Raw genomic sequence first — 19752 nt, 5'->3', positions numbered from 1 at the left:
TCTTATATTTCATTTAAGATGTTATTTCAAAAAAAATTCGGCACTGAAAAATCAGCACCGAATTTCTATTGAATAATTTTTGATAAAGAGTTCTACTTCCAGCCACCTCCAAGACTCTTGTAAATATCTACAACAGTACTCAGCTGTTTTTGTTTTGCTTCCACCAGTTCCATTTTTGCATCTAAAGCATCTCTCTGATTCAGAAGAACTTCCAGATAATCTGCCCTTGAATTTTTGAATAACTGATTTGCAATATCTATAGATTTTTCTAAAGCCTGAGTTTCTTCAGACTTCAGCTGATAATAATGATCGATGTTTTTAACTTTAGACATTAAATTAGCAACATCTAAATACGCATTCAGGATCGTTTTATCATATTCATATAAAGCCTGAATTTGCTTTGCGTCTGCAGACTGAAAATTGGCTTTAATAGCACTTTTATTAATTAATGGACCCGCCAATTCTCCCGCCAAACTTGCCGCCATAGATTCTGGTAACTTTACAAGATAAGAAGGTTTGAAAGCTTCTAGCCCTAAAGTTGCCGAAATTTCTAAACTTGGATAAAATTCTTTTCTTGCAGCTTCTACATCGAGTTTTGCAGACTTCAATTCTAGTTCAGCCTGTTTAATATCCGGACGGTTTGCCAATAATTGAGATGGAATACCTGTGTAAACCGTCTGAGGAATCATCGACATAAAATCTCCTTTAGATCTTACAATCGGTTGTGGGAAACGTCCGCAAAGTGCATTAATTTCATTTTCCTTTTCGATGATTTGTTGGCGGATAGTATATTCGGTTGCCTTAGACTTTGCCAGTTCTGCTTCGAATTTTTTTACAGCCAATTCGGTTGCCGCAGCCGCTTCTTTCTGAATTTTAGAGATTTCCAACGCTTTCTGCTGAAGCTTTGTATACTGCTGAATAATATCCAACTGATTATCTAAAGCAAGCAATTCGTAATAACTATTGGCAACCTCTTCTATTAAATTAGAAAGAACGAAGTTTTTACCTTCTACCGTAGAAAGGTAATGAGCAACAGCAGATTCTTTTTCAGTTCTTAATTTTTTCCAGATATCTACTTCCCAGTTTGCCATTAAACCTCCCTCGAAATTCCCGAGTGGATCCGGCATTGCTTTTCCTGGTTCTACTTCTGTAGTGGCATCTCCGGCTCCTTCGCTTGTATATCGCCCTGCTTTTCTTACTCCGGCTCCTCCTCCTACAGTTACTGTAGGAGTTAATCTTCCTTTTTTAGCTAAAACACCGCTTTTTGCAATTTCAATTTCCTGTAAAGTAATCATTAATTCCTGATTATTCTTCAGAGAAGTTTCTATTAAAGCAACCAAGTTAGGATCTGTAAAAAACTGTCTCCAAGGAGTAGTTCCGCTGTTATTATTAGCATCCGCCTGATCTTCCTGATTGAAATTCTGAGGAACATTTTCTTTGACCTCGTCTTTTATTACAGTCGCCATTGGCGCCTTACAGCTTGCTAAAACAAGCGATAAGGCAACAGCAGCTATAAATTTTTTATTATTATAAATCTTCATGTTTATCATCATGTTGATAAGGTTCTGTTTGTTCTGTTAACGGGTTTTCTTCTTCATATTTAGACAATCTCGATTTTTCTGCAATGGTTCCGAAAATATAATACAATCCCGGAATAATCATCAATCCGAAAATAGTTCCTATTAACATCCCTCCTGCTGCTGCAGTACCAATCGTTCTGTTACCAATTGCTCCCGGACCCGTCGCCATTACCAAAGGTATTAAACCTGCAATAAATGCAAAAGAGGTCATCAAAATAGGCCGGAAACGTATTGCTGCTCCTTCAATTGCTGCTTTCGCCACAGGTATACCTTCTTCCGCTTTCTTCTGAACGGCAAATTCTACAATTAACACTGCATTTTTACCGAGTAAACCAATCAACATGACCATCGCAACCTGAGCATAAATATTATTTTCTAAACCTAATAATTTCAGACATAAGAAAGCTCCGAAAATACCCGTCGGTAAAGATAAAATTACCGGCAACGGAAGTATAAAGCTCTCATACTGTGCAGAAAGAATAAGATATACAAATCCTAAACATACAAGGAAAATATAAACAGCTTCGTTACCACGATTTACTTCATCTTTAGAAATACCTGCCCAATCGATACCGAAACCTCTAGGAAGCGTTTTGTCTGCCACTTCCTGAATTGCTTTAATCGCCTGACCAGAACTGTAACCCGGAGCCGGAGTACCACTTACCTGTGCAGAATTATACATATTATGTCTAGTCATTTCCGATAGACCATACACTTTTTCCATTCTCATGAAATCGGAATACGGAACCATTTGTCCCTTATCATTTTTCACATACAATTTTAAAAGGTCTGTCGGCAAAGCACGATATTGTGCACCGGCCTGAACAATTACTTTATAAGGCCTGTCGAAACGGATAAAACTTGTTTCGTAATTGGAACCAATTAAGGTAGACAAATTATCCATTGCATTTTCGATCGTAACTCCTTTTTGTTCCGCAAGATCATTATCAATTCTCAACATATACTGAGGAAAACTTGCAGAGTAGAATGTAAACGCAGAGCCCAGTTCGGGTCTTTTATTCAATTCTTTCACAAAATCGTAACTTACCTGCTCCATTTTATGATAATCGCCACTTCCCGCTTTGTCGAGCAAACGAAGCTCAAAACCTCCTGCAGCTCCATATCCCGGAACAGACGGCGGCTGGAAGAATTCTATATTGGCTCCTGCAATATTTTTAGCTTTTTCTTCAAGCTTTTCTATAATTTCTGAGGCAGATTCTTTACGTTCATCCCAACTTTTCAGGTTAATTAAACAAGTTCCTGAGTTCGAACCTGTACCTTCAGATAAAATCTCATAACCCGCCAATGAGGAAACAGACTGCACACCATCAATTCCTTCAGCTTCTTTCAACAATTCTCTGGCGATCTGATTAGTTCTTTCTAAAGTTGAGCCTGGTGGAGTTTGAATAATCGCATAAATCATCCCCTGATCTTCTGCCGGAATAAACCCAGACGGAATCGAGTTGCTGAGGAAGAAAGTACATGCACAGAATGCTAATAACAACGGCAATGTAACGGTTTTCTTCTTCACCGTTTTATTCAGCAATTTCTCATACTTCCCTGCTCCTTTGGTAAATAAATTATTGAATTTATCTAAGAAAATTGTTATCGGAGTTCTTTTTTTAGCCTTTCCGTGATTATTTTTCAGGATTAAAGCACATAAAGCCGGAGTTAATGTTAAAGCTACAACCCCTGAAAGGATAATAGCAGAAGCCATTGTAATTGAAAACTGACGGTAGAACACCCCAACCGGACCAGACATAAACGCAATTGGAATAAATACAGATGCCATCACCAAAGTAATCGCAATAATTGCCCCACTGATTTCGTGCATTGCTTCTTCGGTCGCCTTTAGCGGAGATAAATGTTTTTCTTCCATTTTGGCGTGGACGGCTTCAATTACCACAATTGCATCATCCACTACTACTCCAATCGCCATTACAAGTGCAAAGAGTGAAATCATGTTGAGCGTAATTCCGAAAGCAGACATCACCGCAAAAGTACCAATTAAGGATACCGGAACTGCAATTGCAGGAATTAAGGTAGAACGCCAATCTCCCAAGAATAAAAATACCACAATCGCTACCAAAATGAATGCTTCAAATAAGGTATGAACCACTTTTTCGATAGATGCATCTAAGAATCTGGAAACGTCGTAACTTATATCATAATGCATTCCTTTAGGGAAGGTGGTTTTCTGCAGTTCTGCCATCATCGATTTAACGTTTTTGATAACATCACTTGCATTAGAACCATAAGATTGCTTCACCGTGATTGCAGCAGAAGGTTTTCCGTTTAATGTAGAATAAATATCGTACATCGAAGAACCGAATTCCACATCTGCAACATCTTTTAAACGGATATATTCTCCATCTGGTTTAGCTTTAAGAATAATATTTCCGTAATCTTTTTCATTATTGAAACGTCCCGGATATTTTAAAATATATTCGAATGACTGAGATCTTTTCCCAGAACTTTCACCAGTTTTACCCGGAGAAGCCTCCAAACTCTGCTCATTTAAAGCTTGCATTACTTCATCTGCTGAAATACTGTAAGCTGTAAGCCTATCTGGTTTCAGCCAAATACGCATTGCATATTCTCTTGTTCCTAAAATATCTGCAAAACCAACTCCGCTTACCCTTCTTAGTTCCGACATTACGTTGATATCGGCATAGTTGAAGAGGAATTTCTGATCTGCTTTAGGATCGTCACTATACAAGTTAATGTACATTAACATATTAGGTTCTTCACGGGTAATTTTCACCCCTTCTCGAACTACCAATGGTGGTAATTTATTAACAACCGAAGATACACGGTTCTGAACGTTTACTGCTGCAACATTGGGATCGGTTCCCAAATCGAAAACCACCTGAATAGAAGCTTCACCGTCGTTTCCGGCATTGGAAGTCATATATTTCATTCCCGGAACACCATTTAAACCTCTTTCCAACGGAATAACTACGGATTTAATCAACAATTCGTTGTTGGCTCCGGGATATTCTGCGGTGATGTTTACTTTTGGAGGTGAGATAGACGGAAACTGTGTAACCGGCAATTTGGTGAGAGATAAAACTCCCATAAATACGATAATCAAAGAGATTACGATAGACAGAACTGGTCTGCGAATGAATTTCTTAAACATATAAATAATGATAAACTATTAATGAATTTGATAAATGATTATTTTGAACACATGATATGCTCATTAATCAGCTATCAGTTATCGTATCTCTACTCTGCTTTTAATTTTAATGACTGAAGAACTTTTTTAGGATCCTGAGCTTTGGTTTTCACTTTTTGATCGTCTTTCACTTTCTGTACACCTTCCAGTAAAATTTTATCTGATGTGGAAACACCCGAAGCTACTACATACAAATCCGGAAGTTCATAGGCAATTTTAATATTTTTAGATTTTACCACACCATTTTTGTCTACTACGAAAACATATTTCTGATCCTGAATTTCGTAAGTTGCTTTTTGCGGAATAATTAAAGCATTCTTCAATGGTAAGCTCATTCTTACTTTTCCGGTTTCGCCGTTTCTTAAAAGCTTATCCGGGTTTGGAAATTTTGCTCTAAAAGCAATGTTTCCGGTTTCACTATCAAATTCTCCTTCAATAGTCTGAATTTGACCTTTTTGAGGAAAAATATCACCGTTTGCCATAATCAGGTCTACTGTATTACTTCCTCTAGAAGCTACATTTCTCTGATAATTAAGATATTCTGGCTCAGAAACATTGAAATAGGTGAAAATATCGTTGTTATCGGAAAGTGAAGTTAATAAATCACCTTCATCTACTAGACTTCCTAATTTTAAAGGAATTCTGTCTATAATTCCGGAAAAAGGAGCTTTAATATCTGTAAAAGACAAATGAATTTGAGCCAATTTAGCTTCTGCATTGGCTGCATCCAACTTAGCTTTAGCCATTGCTCTTTCGTTTTTAGACACAATATTATTGTTGGCTAATGTGCTTGCGTTTTTAAGTTCTATAGTTGCCTGTGCTACTTCTGCCTGAGCTTTTAAAAGTTCTGCCTGATACAGTTTTGGCATAATTCGGAATAAGGTTTGTCCTTGTCGTACAAACTGACCTTCATCTACGAAGATTTTTTCTAGGAAACCTTTTTCCTGTGCACGAACTTCAATGTTTTTTACAGACCTGATCTGCGCAACATATTCTTTGTTAATCACCGTATCCATAACTATCGGTGTGGTTACAGGATAAATTGCAGCTTCTTCTTTTTCTTCTTTTTTATTGTTACATCCAGTGAACAATAAGATACTGCTTAGCGTAATTCCTGCGACAACTCTTTTCATCATAATTTAGAGTTTATATAAATCGTTAATGTTTAAAAATGGGAATGGTAATGGGAGAATGGCATTATAAGAGATTACCAACAATTATATGCACAATTTCAGAACTGAAACAGCTTTTTAAATTCTTATTGAACGAATGAGAATGAATCGTTTAACCGAAAAAATATCTGCGATAAATCGAAAGGGATCTCCTTTAACCCGATTGCCAAAATGTAAGGCAAACAAATAAATTATAAGGAAAATACTAACCGTAAAAGCAATTAAAGTTCCAGAGTTTGAATAAGAATAATCGGATTCTTCTACTTCTGAAGACATTTTTACGTTATCCAACTTATGCTGAGTAGAAATTTTTTCTAAAGTCTGATTGAGACGATTCGCTTTCTTTGGTAAATTCTGAGATGAATGAGAAAAATAATCATTACGCAATGTATGTAAACTTAGCCTGCTTTCGACTACGAATAGCAAAAACAAAGCGGTAAAAAAATATATAAATGCGTTTTTCATTTGAAGCAACAAATGTAAGCTTAGATTTATAAAAACTAAAATCAATTAACAATATTTAACTGTAATTTAAAATTGCTAAACCCACGATTATCATTAGCAAATCTACTTTAATTATGCTAATTTTTACAATAAAAATAATATTTTAATAAAATTTAACATTTATTTACGGCAAAAACCTTAATTTTACCCCATCCAAATATTATATTGAAACAATTTAAAACTCACAATTGAAATGAAAACAAAATTATTAATTTTAATAGTATTATCCGCTATTACTGGGTGTACGCATTCTGCAAAGGAATCTGAAAACAACTTGGCAAATAATTCCCAATTGGAAGCCAGTAAAGATGAAACTTCGCAACAAGTATTTACTGATCGCTACGGTGAAAAAATGGAAATCACAAGAAATCTCACTAAAAATACTATTGCGCTAAAACTGGATGGTAAATCTTACAGTCTTCATAAAAACCACGAGAACAACGGATATTCTACTTCGGATAACCAATATCAGTTGATAGAAAACAAAAAGACTGTTACCTTTTTGAAGAAAGATGTTGATATGGTCTTATTTCAGAGTGAAAAAGATTCTAACAGTGAGAAAATTGCTAATCAGTAATTAGAAGATTTTTTTAATTATTGAAATCTATTCAGTTGAATTTCTTCGGGTAAAGGATAATTTTTATCGATAAAATCAAATAATATTTTTGAGAAAAAGCATCCATTTAAGATTCCTCTTGCTCCTAATCCATTAAAAACATAAAGATTTTCATGCAGAGAATGTCTGCCAATAAGTGGACGTCTATCTTTTACTGTTGGTCTGAAACCAAAATGCACTTCTTTAGTTTCAAATTCATTTTCATAAAATTCTGAGAGTCCGTTTTCCAGTTGCTTAACGGCAGATTCATCAATATTTTCATGAATTTGATCTCTATCATACGTCCCTCCGTAAAAGTAAAGCTCATCATCCAGCGGAAATAAAAAATGTTTCTTCTTAATGGTAATGTTAGAATCTAAAGATTCTGAAAGTTTAATTCTTATGTGGTGTCCTTTATTGGGTTGTACAGGCAATTCCGCAAAAAAAGGGTTGAATTTCACTCCCATTCCTTCACAGAAAACAATATGTTTAAATGAAAATTCTCTGTATTTATTTTCTTGATTATCTAATTGATGATAATCGAAACGTTCCTGAATCCATTTATTTTGTTGGATTAAAAAATCTTTCATACCATCAAAAAAATGTCTTACATTGAGTCTTGCAGACTGATTCACTTTTCCAGATTTAAAGTTATTTTTCACTCCATCTATCTTTGTGAAGTTCTGATCAAGAAAATCAATCAACTCCTCTTTATTAGATTTATTAAGCCATAGCTTTTGCTCATTTTCATCATGAAAAACACGATGAATAGGTGTCTCTATCAAATAGTTTTCTTGTGTATAAAGGCTTATTTCATTTAAAGTTTTATGCAAAAAATAAATTTGCTCCTGAGCTTTCCAAAAAGTAGTAAATTTCTTTAAAACAACGGGATTAATAATTCCCGCAGAAATTTGCGAAGCACTTTTCTTTCCTTCCGAAAAAATAACAAAAGACTTATTATTTAAAATAAGCTGATGAGCAAAGAAAAGAGCAGCGTACCCGTCTCCAACTATAATATAATCTACATTTTGCATAATAAAAAAACCTGAGTAAAAGTACTCAGGTTTTTTATAAATATCAAGCGAAATATTAATAATTCCACATGTCGTTCTCCATTTGAAGAATCTGCGCTTTAATTCTGTCGCTTTCAGCTAACTGCTCTCTGGCATCTCCTGGGATATAATGTTTGATTGTACCATCACCAAGACCGTTAGATGACTTATAGATGATTGAAGAAAATCTTCTTGCATTGATTACATCATCAAAAGACAAATCTGCAGATGAATTAGCTCTATTAAAAACATAATTATTTGCTAAAATCTCTCTTGCTTTAGGGTAATAAATCCAGAAAAGATCAACCAAATCATTTGCTCCTTCCATTAATTTACCCTGCGCATCAAGTCTACCAATAGAAGTTGGATCTGGGCCCATTGCAGCAATACCAAGAGGTCTGTATTTCATCATTCCATCTCTTTTATCGATGAACCACATACCCATAATTTTCAAGATTTTAACTTTATCTGTTGTCGTTCTGATGTGGTCAACAAGTCTTTTTTTCTCATCTTCTGTAAGTTGTCTCCCTGAATTTAGAATATCAATAGCTTCCTCATCCATTCTAACACTTTCCAGTTTTTTTTGTAAAGCTTCTTTACTTAGCTTAGTAGTAAAATTCTCATCATCATAAACCTCATCAATTTTACCATCCATAGCAGCATCTAGAAGAATTTGGTATAAAGATCTTGTAGTTTTAGACCAAAGTGCATCAGGATTATCATAATAAAACGGCTGATTAATTTTGTCGTTCATATCGATAATTTCCCAAACGGTCACGCTTTTAAGAATGTCTTTCTCATCCACAAAACCATATTCTAAAGGAGTAATTTTGTTACTCACAACTGTATCTCCTACTTTCTTCATATTTTCAGACCTCATTTGTCTGAATTCTTCCGGAGAAGAGGCATTTAGAATAGTCTGAGAAAATGCAAACCCAGACGCTATTACTAAAAGACTGCTTATATATTTTTTCATAATATGAATTTACAAATTAATCTTATTGAACATTTATTGTTACTGGTGAAATTTCTTTCAACCTTTGATTACCTAAACCAGTAGCAGTCGCTTGGATATCATAGATTTGAACAACATCTCCCGATCTAAGATTTTTTAATAGACCTTCCGCAGATGATAATCCACTTCCTTGTATCATAGTACCTGCTCTACCTGGCAATTTCAATATAAAGCTATTAACTGTAAATGAAACAGGGAAATCGAAATCCGGTAAAGCTGCAGTCACAATTTGATTAGGAATAGAGCTTGCCGGCATAAAATTAACCGCTTTACCTCTAATCTGACCTTGTGGTCTAGGAATACCTTTAATTCTATATTCAAAAACCTGTGATACAGTTTTTCCGCTTGGCTCTCTTCCAGAAAGTGTTAACTGAATAACATTTCCAGATTGAGGTGTTACATTCCATTTTCCATTACCAGTACTTTTAACAATAGCTCCTCCAGAAGCAGATAAAGAAAGTTTAGCATTATCGGCACCTAGAATAGAACCAGATACAGGGTTTTCTAAACCTCTATACATAACATTCATTTTATCTGCAGAAAGTAATAATCCTTGTTCAAGTTTAACTTCCTGTGGACCCGCAATTACATTATAAGTATGAGTGAAAGGGAATTGTTGAGCTTTACCAGAAGCATCTGTAAGCGTAATAACTCCACCAATTTTCTTTTCTCCAATTCCTGAAGTATTCAACGGTAAGAAGCCTTTTCCATTTTCCTGTCTGCTTACACCACTCATGGTAATTTTGCTGCTATTAGAATAGTTACCCAACATTACCACTGCTTCAGCTTTTTTACCAACCTGAACGTCAGTAGGTGCAGAAACAATTGCTTCATAGTTTGTAAATTTAATGCTCGCATCTACTTTCTCAGAAAGCATTAATGCTAATGCATCAGACTGTACGTTTCTTGCATCATTCTGAATAATTTCTAAATTAGAAATTGCAGCAATTAACGGCTGATGATAAAACTTATTCTGAAACCATGTCTTCCCATTTGGAGATTTTCCTTGCGGATACTCAGTAGTAATAGACTTAGTGGCTCTGCTAACCAAATCTGCTAACTGTGGGTTGTTACCAAATGTACTTGTAATATAGTTTCTTACATCGTCCATTTTAGCTTTAAGTTCCAAAGCACCTTTAGAAGGGCTGTTTTCATCGCCTTCTTTAAAGAAAAACTCTGTTGTTGCCTCATTATTGTTCAACGCAGAGAAATTCTCACTTACATCCATGTCCTTACCCTTTTCATCTTTGTCGTGAAACTCAGATTTTTTCTTCAGATCAACTTTTACATCTTCTGCAAATTTCACCAAAGCATCAATCTTTGTTTTCAAAACATTGTATTGGCTCCATGGTTGAGCATAAGTATCCGGTACTTGTTGAGCTTTCGCTTCAAGTGTCTTTTCGAATATTTTTTCGTTTTTATGCTCCGTTAAACTTCTTGTTTCATTAAGAGCTCTTGTAGAATCGTAATACGATCTGATGATTTCAACATCAATATTTAGGGCCATCATCGCGATGAACACCAAATACATTAGGTTGATCATCTTCTGACGTGGAGTCTGTTTTCCTTTTGCCATTCTTTTTTCTTTAAGTTTTTATTAAATTAATGGTTCGGAATTAAGACTTCATAGCAGTTAACATACCTCCATAAACTCTGTTTAAGTTATTTAAGTTAGATGTTAAACCTTGTAATTCTTGGTTAAACTTTTCAGATTGTTCCGCAGATTTTTGCATATTAGCAACATATTGCTTAGTAAAGTCTGCCTGCTTTTGACCATTTTCTAACTGTATAGCATAAAGAGCATTCATACTTTCCATGTGCTGAGCAGCTTTATTTAACTGATCATTATATTTGTGTGTAGAAGCAGAAACATCAACAATTTGGTTAATTTGATCTACAGAACTAGAAAATTTATCGATACCGCTTCTCAATCTGTCAAATAACTGTACATCAAGTTTAGCATCCTGAAGCATTTTATCTAATTTACTAGAAAGAGAGTTTTCTAACTCTGCAAACTGAGTTGCATTGGCATTTCTTGCACTAACGTTAGAATGTAAAGGGTTAGGGTTTGCATGCTTATCTAACAATTCAGGATAAACATTTTCCCAAGCATAAGACTCTTCGGTTTTAGGAGGGTCGAAAGCAAAGATGATAAAAATAAATGCTTCTGTAACCAATCCTACAGTTAGAGCTATATTCCCGTTAATAGGTCCCAAGGTAATGTGAGTAATTTTAAGCCAAGCTCCAAGAATTACAATTGCAGCACCGAATGAATAAATGAAGTTCATCCAAGCATCTTTAGTCTTAAACATATAAGTTAGTTTTTTTTAGTTTTAAAATTAATTGAAATAAAATAATTTATCTAGGTTATCTGTTGACTCTTTTAGCTTTAACAGCTGCATCAGAAATATCTTGTACAGTTCTGAAACCGATATAACTTCTAGCAGAATCTTTGTGTTCCCAATCTCTTGCACCAGTCATCAACATATATCCTACATCTTTCCAAGAACCTCCTCTTACCGATTTTTTGTTTCCTGATTTATCTTTTACCGCAGGATTAAGAGTTGATGAGAACTGATAATCTGAATTATTGTAAGCAGAAATTGTCCATTCAGCTACGTTTCCTGCCATATCAAATAATCCGAAAGAATTTTTTCTAAATTTCTTAACAGGAGCAGTATAGGTATAAGTTCCTTTCTTTTCATCCTCCATATAACTACCTCTTTTTGGTTTGAAGTTAGCCAAATAGCAGCCTCTGTCATCCATTAAATAAGGACCTCCCCAAGGGTAAGTAGCATTTTCTTTACCTCCTCTAGCTGCATATTCCCACTCAATTTCTGTAGGAAGACGGAATTGCATTGGTCTTTGTTTCTTTCTTTTTAAACTTTCGTTATAATCAGACTTTAATTTAGTTCTGAAATTACAATAAGCTCTAGCCTGATCCCAGGTAACTCCTACAACAGGATAATCTTTATAAGCTTTGTGCCAGAAATACTGTTCGAATAAAGGCTCATTATAAGTAAAGTGGAAATCGTTTACCCAAACGGTTGTATCAGGATAAATTGCAATGCTTTCACTTCTAAGAAAGTTAATACCTCTCTCATTGTCTGCTATTGCAGCATCCATATCTCCCCACTTATAGGTATATTTCAATTTACTAACGTCTATAATTCTTTCGTTACCTACTCTTGATGAAGCCGGTAAATACATAGATTCTAGAACTTCTGCGTATTCAACATCAGGATATTTTGATGTGTTCCAATGCAAAGGAATTTTCCAGTCTAATCTTTTTGAATCGTCATAGCCATCTTTTCCTCCAGAACCTTCTAAATATTCCTGATAAGGTGTTAAATTATCTTCTTTCTTTGCAAGGTAAGCGTAATCACCAATACTGGCGCCCCTTCTACCTCCGCTACCATCACCTCCTTCACCTGCAGCTTCTGCAAGCATAGTACGTGCGATAGAATCTCTTACGTAATTAATAAAAACCCTGTATTCTGCGTTGGTAGTTTCTGCCTCATCCATAAAGAAAGGCGCTACCGTTACAGTTTTCAAAGGTGCTTTTTCGCCATTGTTGGTAAAGTCCTGATCGGCCATACCCGCAATAAAAGAACCTCCAGGAATTGCTACCATACCATAAGGTCTTTCCGCAACAAATGATTTCGTTTTTTCTCTAGGTATCAATTCTCCCTTTGTTCCTGGTTTTCCTACCGAAGAAGTTCCACCACCTGAACAAGATACCGATGCTACCGACGCAGACACTAATAAAAGAAATATCCTTTTCATGTTAATTTTTATAATTAAGCCGTAAATATATAATTTTTTTAAGAAACTTTTAAGATTTTTTTCAGAATAACGAAAAAAATCTAAACTTATTTTATTTGCAAGTATTTTTTTATTCTACTGTAACCGATTTTGCAAGATTTCTTGGCTGGTCTACATTAGCACCTCTGTACACTGCTATATAATAAGCCAGTAGCTGTAAAGGAACTGAAGCAACGATTGGCGAGAAGCATTCTGATGTCTCTGGAATTTCAATAACATAGTCTGCCATTGCACTTACCTGCTGGTCTCCTTTGTTTACTACAGCGATTACTTTACCCTTTCTCGCTTTAATCTCCTGAACGTTACTTACTATCTTATCATAATGTCCTTTCTTAGGAGCGATAATTACGATAGGCATATTTTCATCAATTAAAGCAATAGGACCGTGCTTCATTTCTGCCGCAGGATAACCTTCTGCATGAATGTAAGAAATCTCTTTCAGCTTAAGTGCACCCTCTAACGCTGCCGGATAATTGTATCCTCTTCCTAAGTATAAGAAATTGGTTGCATTAATAAAATCTTTTGCAATATCCTGAGTAAGCTCATGAGTTAATTCTAAAACTTCTTCTACTCTTTTAGGAATAGCCTCAAGTTCAGATATTAGACTCATAAATTCTGCATTACCTAGATTTCCGTTATGTTTACCTAGTTTTAAAGCTATTAAAGAAAGTATTGTTAGCTGTGCTGTAAACGCTTTTGTAGAAGCCACACCGATTTCGGGACCTGCGTGAGTATAAGAACCTGCATCTGTAATTCTAGCAATTGAAGAATCTACTACATTACAAATACCATAAATAAATGCACCTTTTTCTTTAGCCAGTTTTAAAGCCGCCATAGTATCTGCGGTTTCTCCTGATTGTGAAATCGCAATAACTACATCTTTATCTGTAATAATTGGATTTCTATATCTGAATTCGGAAGCATACTCTACTTCTACAGGAATTCTTGCATATTCTTCGATAAGATATTCTCCTATAAGACCGGCATGCCAAGAAGTTCCGCAAGCAATAATGATAATTCTGTTGGCATTTTTAAATTTCTCTACATGATCCCAGATTCCCGCCATTTTAATTATACCTTCATTTACAATAAGTCTTCCTCTCATTGTATCTTGAATTGATTTTGGCTGCTCAAAAATTTCTTTCAGCATAAAATGCTCGTATCCTCCTTTTTCAATCTGTTCTAAATTCAGCTTCAGCTGCTGAATTTCTGGACTAATTTTAGAATTTCCTGCAATTGTTCTGATATCCACACCATCCTGAAGTGAAATCGTAGCCATGTGCCCTTCTTCTAGATAAATAGCCTCTTTTGTAAATTCAACAAATGGCGAAGCATCTGAAGCGATGAAAAATTCATTTTCTCCAATTCCTATTGCTAATGGAGAACCTAATCTTGCCACAACCAAGAAACCAGGATAATCTTCGTGCATTACTGTGATTGCATATGCTCCATAAACTTCATTTAAAGCAGATCTCACCGCGGTAGGAAAATCCATACCTTGGTTTACATCCATAAAATACTGAATTAAGTTAACAAGAACCTCAGTATCTGTTTCAGACTTAAATGAAAATCCTTTATCGATAAGCATCGTTTTAATAGTATCATAATTCTCTATGATTCCATTATGAACAATTGCGAGTTTACCATTATTTGATATATGGGGATGCGAATTTCTGTCGCTAGGAACTCCGTGAGTAGCCCAACGAGTGTGTCCCATTCCTACTTTAGAAGTCCCTTTCAGCTGACTTGAAATATTAACCAAATCATCAACCTTTCCTTTTGTTTTTTCGACCGCAAAAATGCTTTCTGTATTCTCTAAGACAATCCCTGCACTGTCGTAACCTCTATATTCTAATCTTCTAAGACCGTTGATAACAATATCATAAGCATCCTGAAAACCTGTATATCCAACTATTCCACACATAATTTTAGTATCCGTATTATTATTTTGTTCCGTATGTAACTCTTAACTTAATTTTATTTTTATTTGAAGGATCAGAACCTACAAAAACTGCTCTTGGCATTGAAAAAGCTCTGGAAGTATATTTGTACCCCGCTAAACTCCCTGCACTTGTATTTAAGAATTGAGCCAAATCTATTTTAAAATACTTATTTGAATAATCTTTTCCTGATTCTACAATATCTTTAAGAGATTGAGTCACCGTAAAATCATAATAAGCAGGATTCTTATCTAAATCATACACTCTAAGAGGAACAAAAGTTGAAGCTCCGCTAAGAATTGTATAATCTGTAGTAAAACCAGTAGTTACTTGTCCGCTTGTATCTTTATCTCTTTGTAAAATCGTTAGGATGGTTGGCTTCTGATATTTATTATTCCAAACAGAATCATCTGTATATATTCTGATTTTTGCAGTAATAATAGCTGCTTTGTTCTTTTGATACATATTCTTAAGCGAATCAATTGTAGCCGTTGGGAATTTAACCCCTATAGAGTTTCCTCCCATACCTTGAGCATACAACTTAAGATCACCAGTTGTAGAATTTCCTATAGCATAAGTATTAATTGCCGCTCCACTTCTATTATATTGATAATAACCTGTATGAACGTTAGCACTTCCTAAAGCAAAATTATATTTCGATTGCGGTCTTGTTGTAACACCGTTATCTACTTTATCATTTTTATAGTACATGATTAGTTCAATATCATTTGGAGTAAATTGGAATAAATACCCATCATTTTCAACAACAGAAACTCTCAAACCTCTAAAATGTCGGGTAAAGTTTGCAGCATCTCTCAATTCCATCTGACCTTTTTTATCAATAATTTTCTGCTTAAAAAAGTCTGCATCAAGACGAATTCTTATTCCTACAGGAGTTCTGAAAATATCTCCATTGTCTGAATCTTTTGTAATTGCAACAGCACTTACATTTCCTGAAATTTCTTTAGAACCTAAAACATTGGACTCGTCTGCTGCAAAATTCTTATTAGAATAAACAATATCATTAAATCCGTTCATAAACTCCAAAACTTCGTTTACTTTAAGAGTTAATTTACCCCCGTTCAGTTTGGATTTTCCAAATTTTATGATAGGATAAGTGCTAACTACTTTTTTTGCAGGAATATTTCCGTCCGGATAAACATAATCGTCATTGGTTGTTGTAGACACAGAATCTATCGCATAAGTTGGCTTCACTACCATCACGACAGAATCTACAGTGGGATTAACTCCAAAATCAGGATCATAAGATGGTAATCTAAGCTGAGTAAAGTAAGTAGCTTTCTGCATCCCAAACTGGCTTTCATTAAACGCTCCTAAAACCGCTGTAGAGGATGTCGCAGCATTGGTACCAAAAAGATTTACAAAAGTATTAGCATCTGCTCTTATGGTATCGTTATTACTAATATTATATCCCACAACATCAAACAAAGCTTCCTTTCCATTTGCAGCTCCATCCAAAAAAAGCTGTTCACCTAAAGAATCTGCTTCGGGCTCACAGTTGTAAAGCAATATACTCCCTAAAACCATCATCGAAAGGATGGCGAAAGTTTTTCTCATATTATAAATCATCAAAATGTATATTAATATAGTTTACTGATAGAATCTACGTCAAGATATTCAGATTTAGATGTTGACGTTTCATTGAACGCTTTATCTAATTCCCCATTCAAAAACTCATCACCTTTTACGACTTCATCTACATACTCCATACTTTCGATAACAAAACTTTCAAAGCTTGCATTGTCTAACGCTTTTAAACCAGAAATATTATCAAACTGTAATTTTTCAGCCACATTTGAAGCCAATGGAGCATTGTTTTCATTATATAATGAAAGAATTATTTTTGCATCTTTAAAATAAGAATCAGACTGATAATAAGTTTTAAGATAAATAGGGACAAAAGAAGCCATCCAACCATTCAAATGAATAACATCGGGAACCCAGTTTAGCTTTTTAATTGTTTCTATAACTCCGCGTGCAAAGAAAATTGCTCTCTCGTCGTTATCCTCGAAAGCTGCTCCTTCATCATCAAAATAATATTGCTTTCTTTTAAAATATTCTTCATTATCTATAAAGTAAACCTGAAGTCTCTCACCGGGAAGAGAGGCAACCTTTATAATAAGGGGCTGATCGAGATCATTAATAATAATATTCATCCCAGAAAGACGAATAACTTCATGTAGCTGAAATTTCCTTTCACTAATCTGTCCAAATCTTGGCATAAAAACTCTTACATCATTGCCTTCTTGGTGCATTTTAAGTGCCATTTTGTTTACCACCGCTGCTAAATTTGTATCTTCCTGATAAGGGTACATCTCTGTGGTAATGTACAGTATTTTCTGATTGGGCATATAATTTTTATATAATTTTAAAATATCGCATTAATTTGCAAAATTACGAAAAAACATTCAACATTATAGTAATTAACATTTTTTTACGACAGTTGTAAACAATAATGTAACAAAGTAAAAATGAATCTCACAATATTTAGTATTTTTGAAATGTTATTATTACAAATATGGAAATTCTAAAAACTAAAAAAACACTTCAGGATTTTATAGAACGACAAAAAGAGATGGGCAAAAGAATTGGTTTCGCTCCAACAATGGGTGCTTTACATAATGGACATCTTTCCTTGTATAAAGCCGCGAGAGAAGAAAACGACCTGGTTATTTCATCTGTCTTCGTAAATCCCACACAATTCAACAACCTTGAAGATCTTGAAAAATACCCCCGTGATACCCAAAAAGACATTTCTATTCTTGAAAAATCCGGATTGGTAGACGCAGTTTACCTTCCGCAAGTAGAAGATATTTATCCTAAAAAAACAGAAAGCAAAAAGTACGACTACGACGGCCTTGAGAACGAAATGGAAGGAAAATCCAGACCGGGTCATTTCGACGGCGTAGGAACCGTGGTTGAAGAACTTTTCAGACAAGTACAACCTAACAATGCTTATTTTGGTGAAAAGGATTTTCAGCAACTGGCTATCATAAAAAAAATGACAGAAAAAAAGCATCTTCCTGTTACGATAAAAGGCATACCTATTTATAGAGCTGAAAACGGACTTGCATTGAGCTCCCGCAACCAACGCCTCACGGAAGAAAGAAGAAATGAATCTAAAATTATTTTCGAAACACTAGAAAAAACAAAAGAATGGTTTAAAAACCTTTCCGTTTCTGAAATAAAAAATATGGTAAAAGATATTTTCGAACACCAAAACAATATGGAATTAGAATATTTCCTTATTGCAGATGAACATACTTTAAAGGAAATCAATCAGAAAGAAGATGGAAAATCTTATCGTGCTTTTATTGTAGTAAATGTTGACGATGTAAGACTTATTGATAATATGCATTTAGAATAAAAAAAAATCAAAGGCTTCCGATGGAAGCCTTTGAACACCAAATCACAAAATATTAATATGAAAAAAATTTACTTTTCAGTAAACTTGTGACCCGGCTGGGATTCGAACCCAGGACCCATACATTAAAAGTGTATTGCTCTACCAGCTGAGCTACCGAGTCGGCCATCAAATTAATTGAGATAAATATAAAAATTTATTTTAATACCACACTCAACCTCTTTAATATTTTTTTTTGCAGTGCCTGCGACTGGACTCGAACCAGCACATCCTTAGGAAACCACCCCCTCAAGATGGCGTGTCTACCAATTTCACCACGCAGGCAAAAAATCGCAACGTATGCGAGATTTCACTTGTGACCCGGCTGGGATTCGAACCCAGGACCCATACATTAAAAGTGTATTGCTCTACCAGCTGAGCTACCGAGTCGGCCACTTTATTATCAAGTTTTTCGTTATAAATAACGTCCCTTGTTTTTAGTGGTGCAAAGATAGGACTTTTTTCATTATCTCAAAACTTTTTCGCAAATTTGTTTAAAATAAATTCATGATAATTTCACTACTCGGATACATGGGGAGCGGCAAATCTCACATTTCCAAAATATTAAGCGATAAAATAAATTTTCAATTAATTGATCTCGATAAGGAGATTTCCCGTCGCTTAAAGCTTACAATTCCTGAAATTTTCGAAAAAAAGGGCGAAATTTACTTTAGAAAGCAAGAGCGGGAGATTTTGGAAGAAATTTTGGCAACACAGGCAAACACTGTACTGAGTCTGGGTGGAGGCACTCCAGCGTATTATAATAATATGGAAATTATTAATAATAGTTCTAAAAGCATTTTTCTGAAAACTTCAATTCCCGTTTTATCAGAAAGATTATTAAAGCAAAAAGAAAAAAGACCTTTAATTGCCAGAATTGCAGACAGCGAACTTCCTGAATTTATTGCCAAACATCTTTTTGAAAGAAATGCTTTTTACAGTAAAGCACAATTCAGTATCACAACAGATGATAAAACACCGGAAAATATCATTTCAGAAATAACAGAAAAGCTCTATCTCTAGAGCTTTAGTTTTCATTATTATCATTATCTGCCTCACCAAAAAAATCGTCCCAATCTGTAAATTCGGAAGAAAGATCATTTTCAACATAATCGTCCATATCCCTTCTGTCTTTCTTGGTAGGTCTGCCTTCGCCACGGATACGGTAATAATCCTGACTGAGCTTTCTCATTTTTAACAGTTCCAGCTGTTCTTTATCTGTTACATCTTTTATATGAAGGGAAACCAGTTTCGCTCCTATTCTGCTTTTAGGAATCTGAATGACCTTAATTTGATAATCAATCTGATTTTTACGGATTTTTATTACATCTCCTTCTTTAACCTCTTTAGAAGATTTCACAACAGATGTTCCTATAGAAACCCGGTTCTTTTTAATTTCTTCTGCAGCGACTGATCTGGTTTTGTAAAAACGAATGCTCCATAAAAATTTATCTATTCTCATAT

Annotated in this window: 16 protein-coding genes and 3 tRNA genes; 3 read left to right on the top strand and 16 right to left on the bottom strand. The window is 34.9% G+C overall.

Features of this window, described 5'->3' with window-relative positions:
• Positions 1-92: 92 nt before the first annotated feature.
• The 4 genes from IV513_RS01965 to IV513_RS01950 form a co-directional block, all read right to left on the bottom strand.
• Positions 93-1541, bottom strand: a complete 1449-nt coding sequence (locus IV513_RS01965) for a TolC family protein (protein ID WP_245168826.1) — start codon at positions 1539-1541, stop codon at positions 93-95.
• Positions 1528-4722: an efflux RND transporter permease subunit gene (locus IV513_RS01960; protein WP_209388837.1), complete on the bottom strand. Its 3195-nt coding sequence runs from the start codon at positions 4720-4722 to the stop codon at positions 1528-1530. Before IV513_RS01960 ends, IV513_RS01965 begins: the two co-directional genes overlap by 14 nt.
• 89 nt (positions 4723-4811) lie before the next feature.
• Positions 4812-5894, bottom strand: a complete 1083-nt coding sequence (locus tag IV513_RS01955; RefSeq protein ID WP_209388850.1) for an efflux RND transporter periplasmic adaptor subunit — start codon at positions 5892-5894, stop codon at positions 4812-4814.
• Positions 5895-6011: 117 nt separating this feature from the next.
• On the bottom strand, positions 6012-6398 hold the full coding sequence (locus IV513_RS01950) for a hypothetical protein (protein ID WP_209388836.1): 387 nt from the start codon (positions 6396-6398) through the stop codon (positions 6012-6014).
• A 232-nt stretch (positions 6399-6630) separates the two neighbouring features.
• Here IV513_RS01950 and IV513_RS01945 point away from each other — a divergent pair, with 232 nt between their 5' ends.
• Positions 6631-7014: a hypothetical protein gene (locus IV513_RS01945; RefSeq protein WP_209388835.1), complete on the top strand. Its 384-nt coding sequence runs from the start codon at positions 6631-6633 to the stop codon at positions 7012-7014.
• A gap of 17 nt (positions 7015-7031) precedes the next feature.
• On the opposite strand, the gene IV513_RS01940 is transcribed toward IV513_RS01945, so the two are convergent.
• The 8 genes from IV513_RS01940 to IV513_RS01905 form a co-directional block, all read right to left on the bottom strand.
• Complete coding sequence (locus IV513_RS01940; RefSeq protein ID WP_209388834.1) at positions 7032-8066, bottom strand: FAD-binding oxidoreductase; 1035 nt, start codon at positions 8064-8066, stop codon at positions 7032-7034.
• 55 nt (positions 8067-8121) lie between these two features.
• Entirely contained in the window at positions 8122-9060 is a 939-nt protein-coding gene (gene gldN / locus IV513_RS01935) for a gliding motility protein GldN (RefSeq protein ID WP_209388833.1), read from the bottom strand.
• A 22-nt stretch (positions 9061-9082) separates the two neighbouring features.
• Entirely contained in the window at positions 9083-10675 is a 1593-nt protein-coding gene (gene gldM / locus IV513_RS01930; protein WP_209388832.1) for a gliding motility protein GldM, read from the bottom strand.
• A 40-nt stretch (positions 10676-10715) separates the two neighbouring features.
• Entirely contained in the window at positions 10716-11411 is a 696-nt protein-coding gene (gldL, locus tag IV513_RS01925; RefSeq protein ID WP_209388831.1) for a gliding motility protein GldL, read from the bottom strand.
• Positions 11412-11466: 55 nt separating this feature from the next.
• Positions 11467-12885, bottom strand: a complete 1419-nt coding sequence (gene gldK, locus IV513_RS01920; protein WP_209388830.1) for a gliding motility lipoprotein GldK — start codon at positions 12883-12885, stop codon at positions 11467-11469.
• A gap of 109 nt (positions 12886-12994) precedes the next feature.
• Positions 12995-14848: a glutamine--fructose-6-phosphate transaminase (isomerizing) gene (glmS, locus tag IV513_RS01915; RefSeq protein ID WP_209388829.1), complete on the bottom strand. Its 1854-nt coding sequence runs from the start codon at positions 14846-14848 to the stop codon at positions 12995-12997.
• Between the two features lie 19 nt (positions 14849-14867).
• A complete protein-coding gene (locus tag IV513_RS01910) occupies positions 14868-16442 on the bottom strand; it encodes a DUF4270 family protein (protein WP_209388828.1) in 1575 nt (524 codons plus the stop codon).
• Between the two features lie 23 nt (positions 16443-16465).
• Positions 16466-17236: a glycogen/starch synthase gene (locus IV513_RS01905; RefSeq protein WP_209388827.1), complete on the bottom strand. Its 771-nt coding sequence runs from the start codon at positions 17234-17236 to the stop codon at positions 16466-16468.
• 167 nt (positions 17237-17403) lie between these two features.
• On the opposite strand from IV513_RS01905, the gene panC reads away from it, so the two are divergent.
• Entirely contained in the window at positions 17404-18252 is an 849-nt protein-coding gene (panC, locus tag IV513_RS01900; protein ID WP_209388826.1) for a pantoate--beta-alanine ligase, read from the top strand.
• 87 nt (positions 18253-18339) lie between these two features.
• Here the strand turns inward: panC and IV513_RS01895 are convergent.
• The 3 genes from IV513_RS01895 to IV513_RS01885 form a co-directional block, all read right to left on the bottom strand.
• Positions 18340-18412: transfer RNA gene (locus tag IV513_RS01895), tRNA-Lys, on the bottom strand.
• A 78-nt stretch (positions 18413-18490) separates the two neighbouring features.
• Positions 18491-18573, bottom strand: a tRNA-Leu gene (locus IV513_RS01890).
• Positions 18574-18605: 32 nt separating this feature from the next.
• Positions 18606-18678 (bottom strand) — tRNA-Lys (locus IV513_RS01885).
• 117 nt (positions 18679-18795) lie between these two features.
• On the opposite strand from IV513_RS01885, the gene IV513_RS01880 reads away from it, so the two are divergent.
• Positions 18796-19311, top strand: a complete 516-nt coding sequence (locus IV513_RS01880) for a shikimate kinase (protein ID WP_209388825.1) — start codon at positions 18796-18798, stop codon at positions 19309-19311.
• Between the two features lie 4 nt (positions 19312-19315).
• Here the strand turns inward: IV513_RS01880 and IV513_RS01875 are convergent, their stop codons facing one another.
• Positions 19316-19750 (bottom strand): RNA-binding S4 domain-containing protein, encoded by a 435-nt coding sequence (locus IV513_RS01875; protein ID WP_209388824.1) that lies wholly within the window; start codon positions 19748-19750, stop codon positions 19316-19318.
• Between the last annotated feature and the right edge of the window lie 2 nt (positions 19751-19752).

This window comes from Chryseobacterium sp. RR2-3-20 (assembly GCF_017808115.1).
In the GTDB taxonomy this organism is placed as follows: Bacteria; Bacteroidota; Bacteroidia; order Flavobacteriales; family Weeksellaceae; genus Chryseobacterium; species Chryseobacterium oryzae.
The sequence above is the reverse complement of the archived record's forward strand: the minus strand, read 5'-3'. Positions and strand labels throughout refer to the sequence as shown.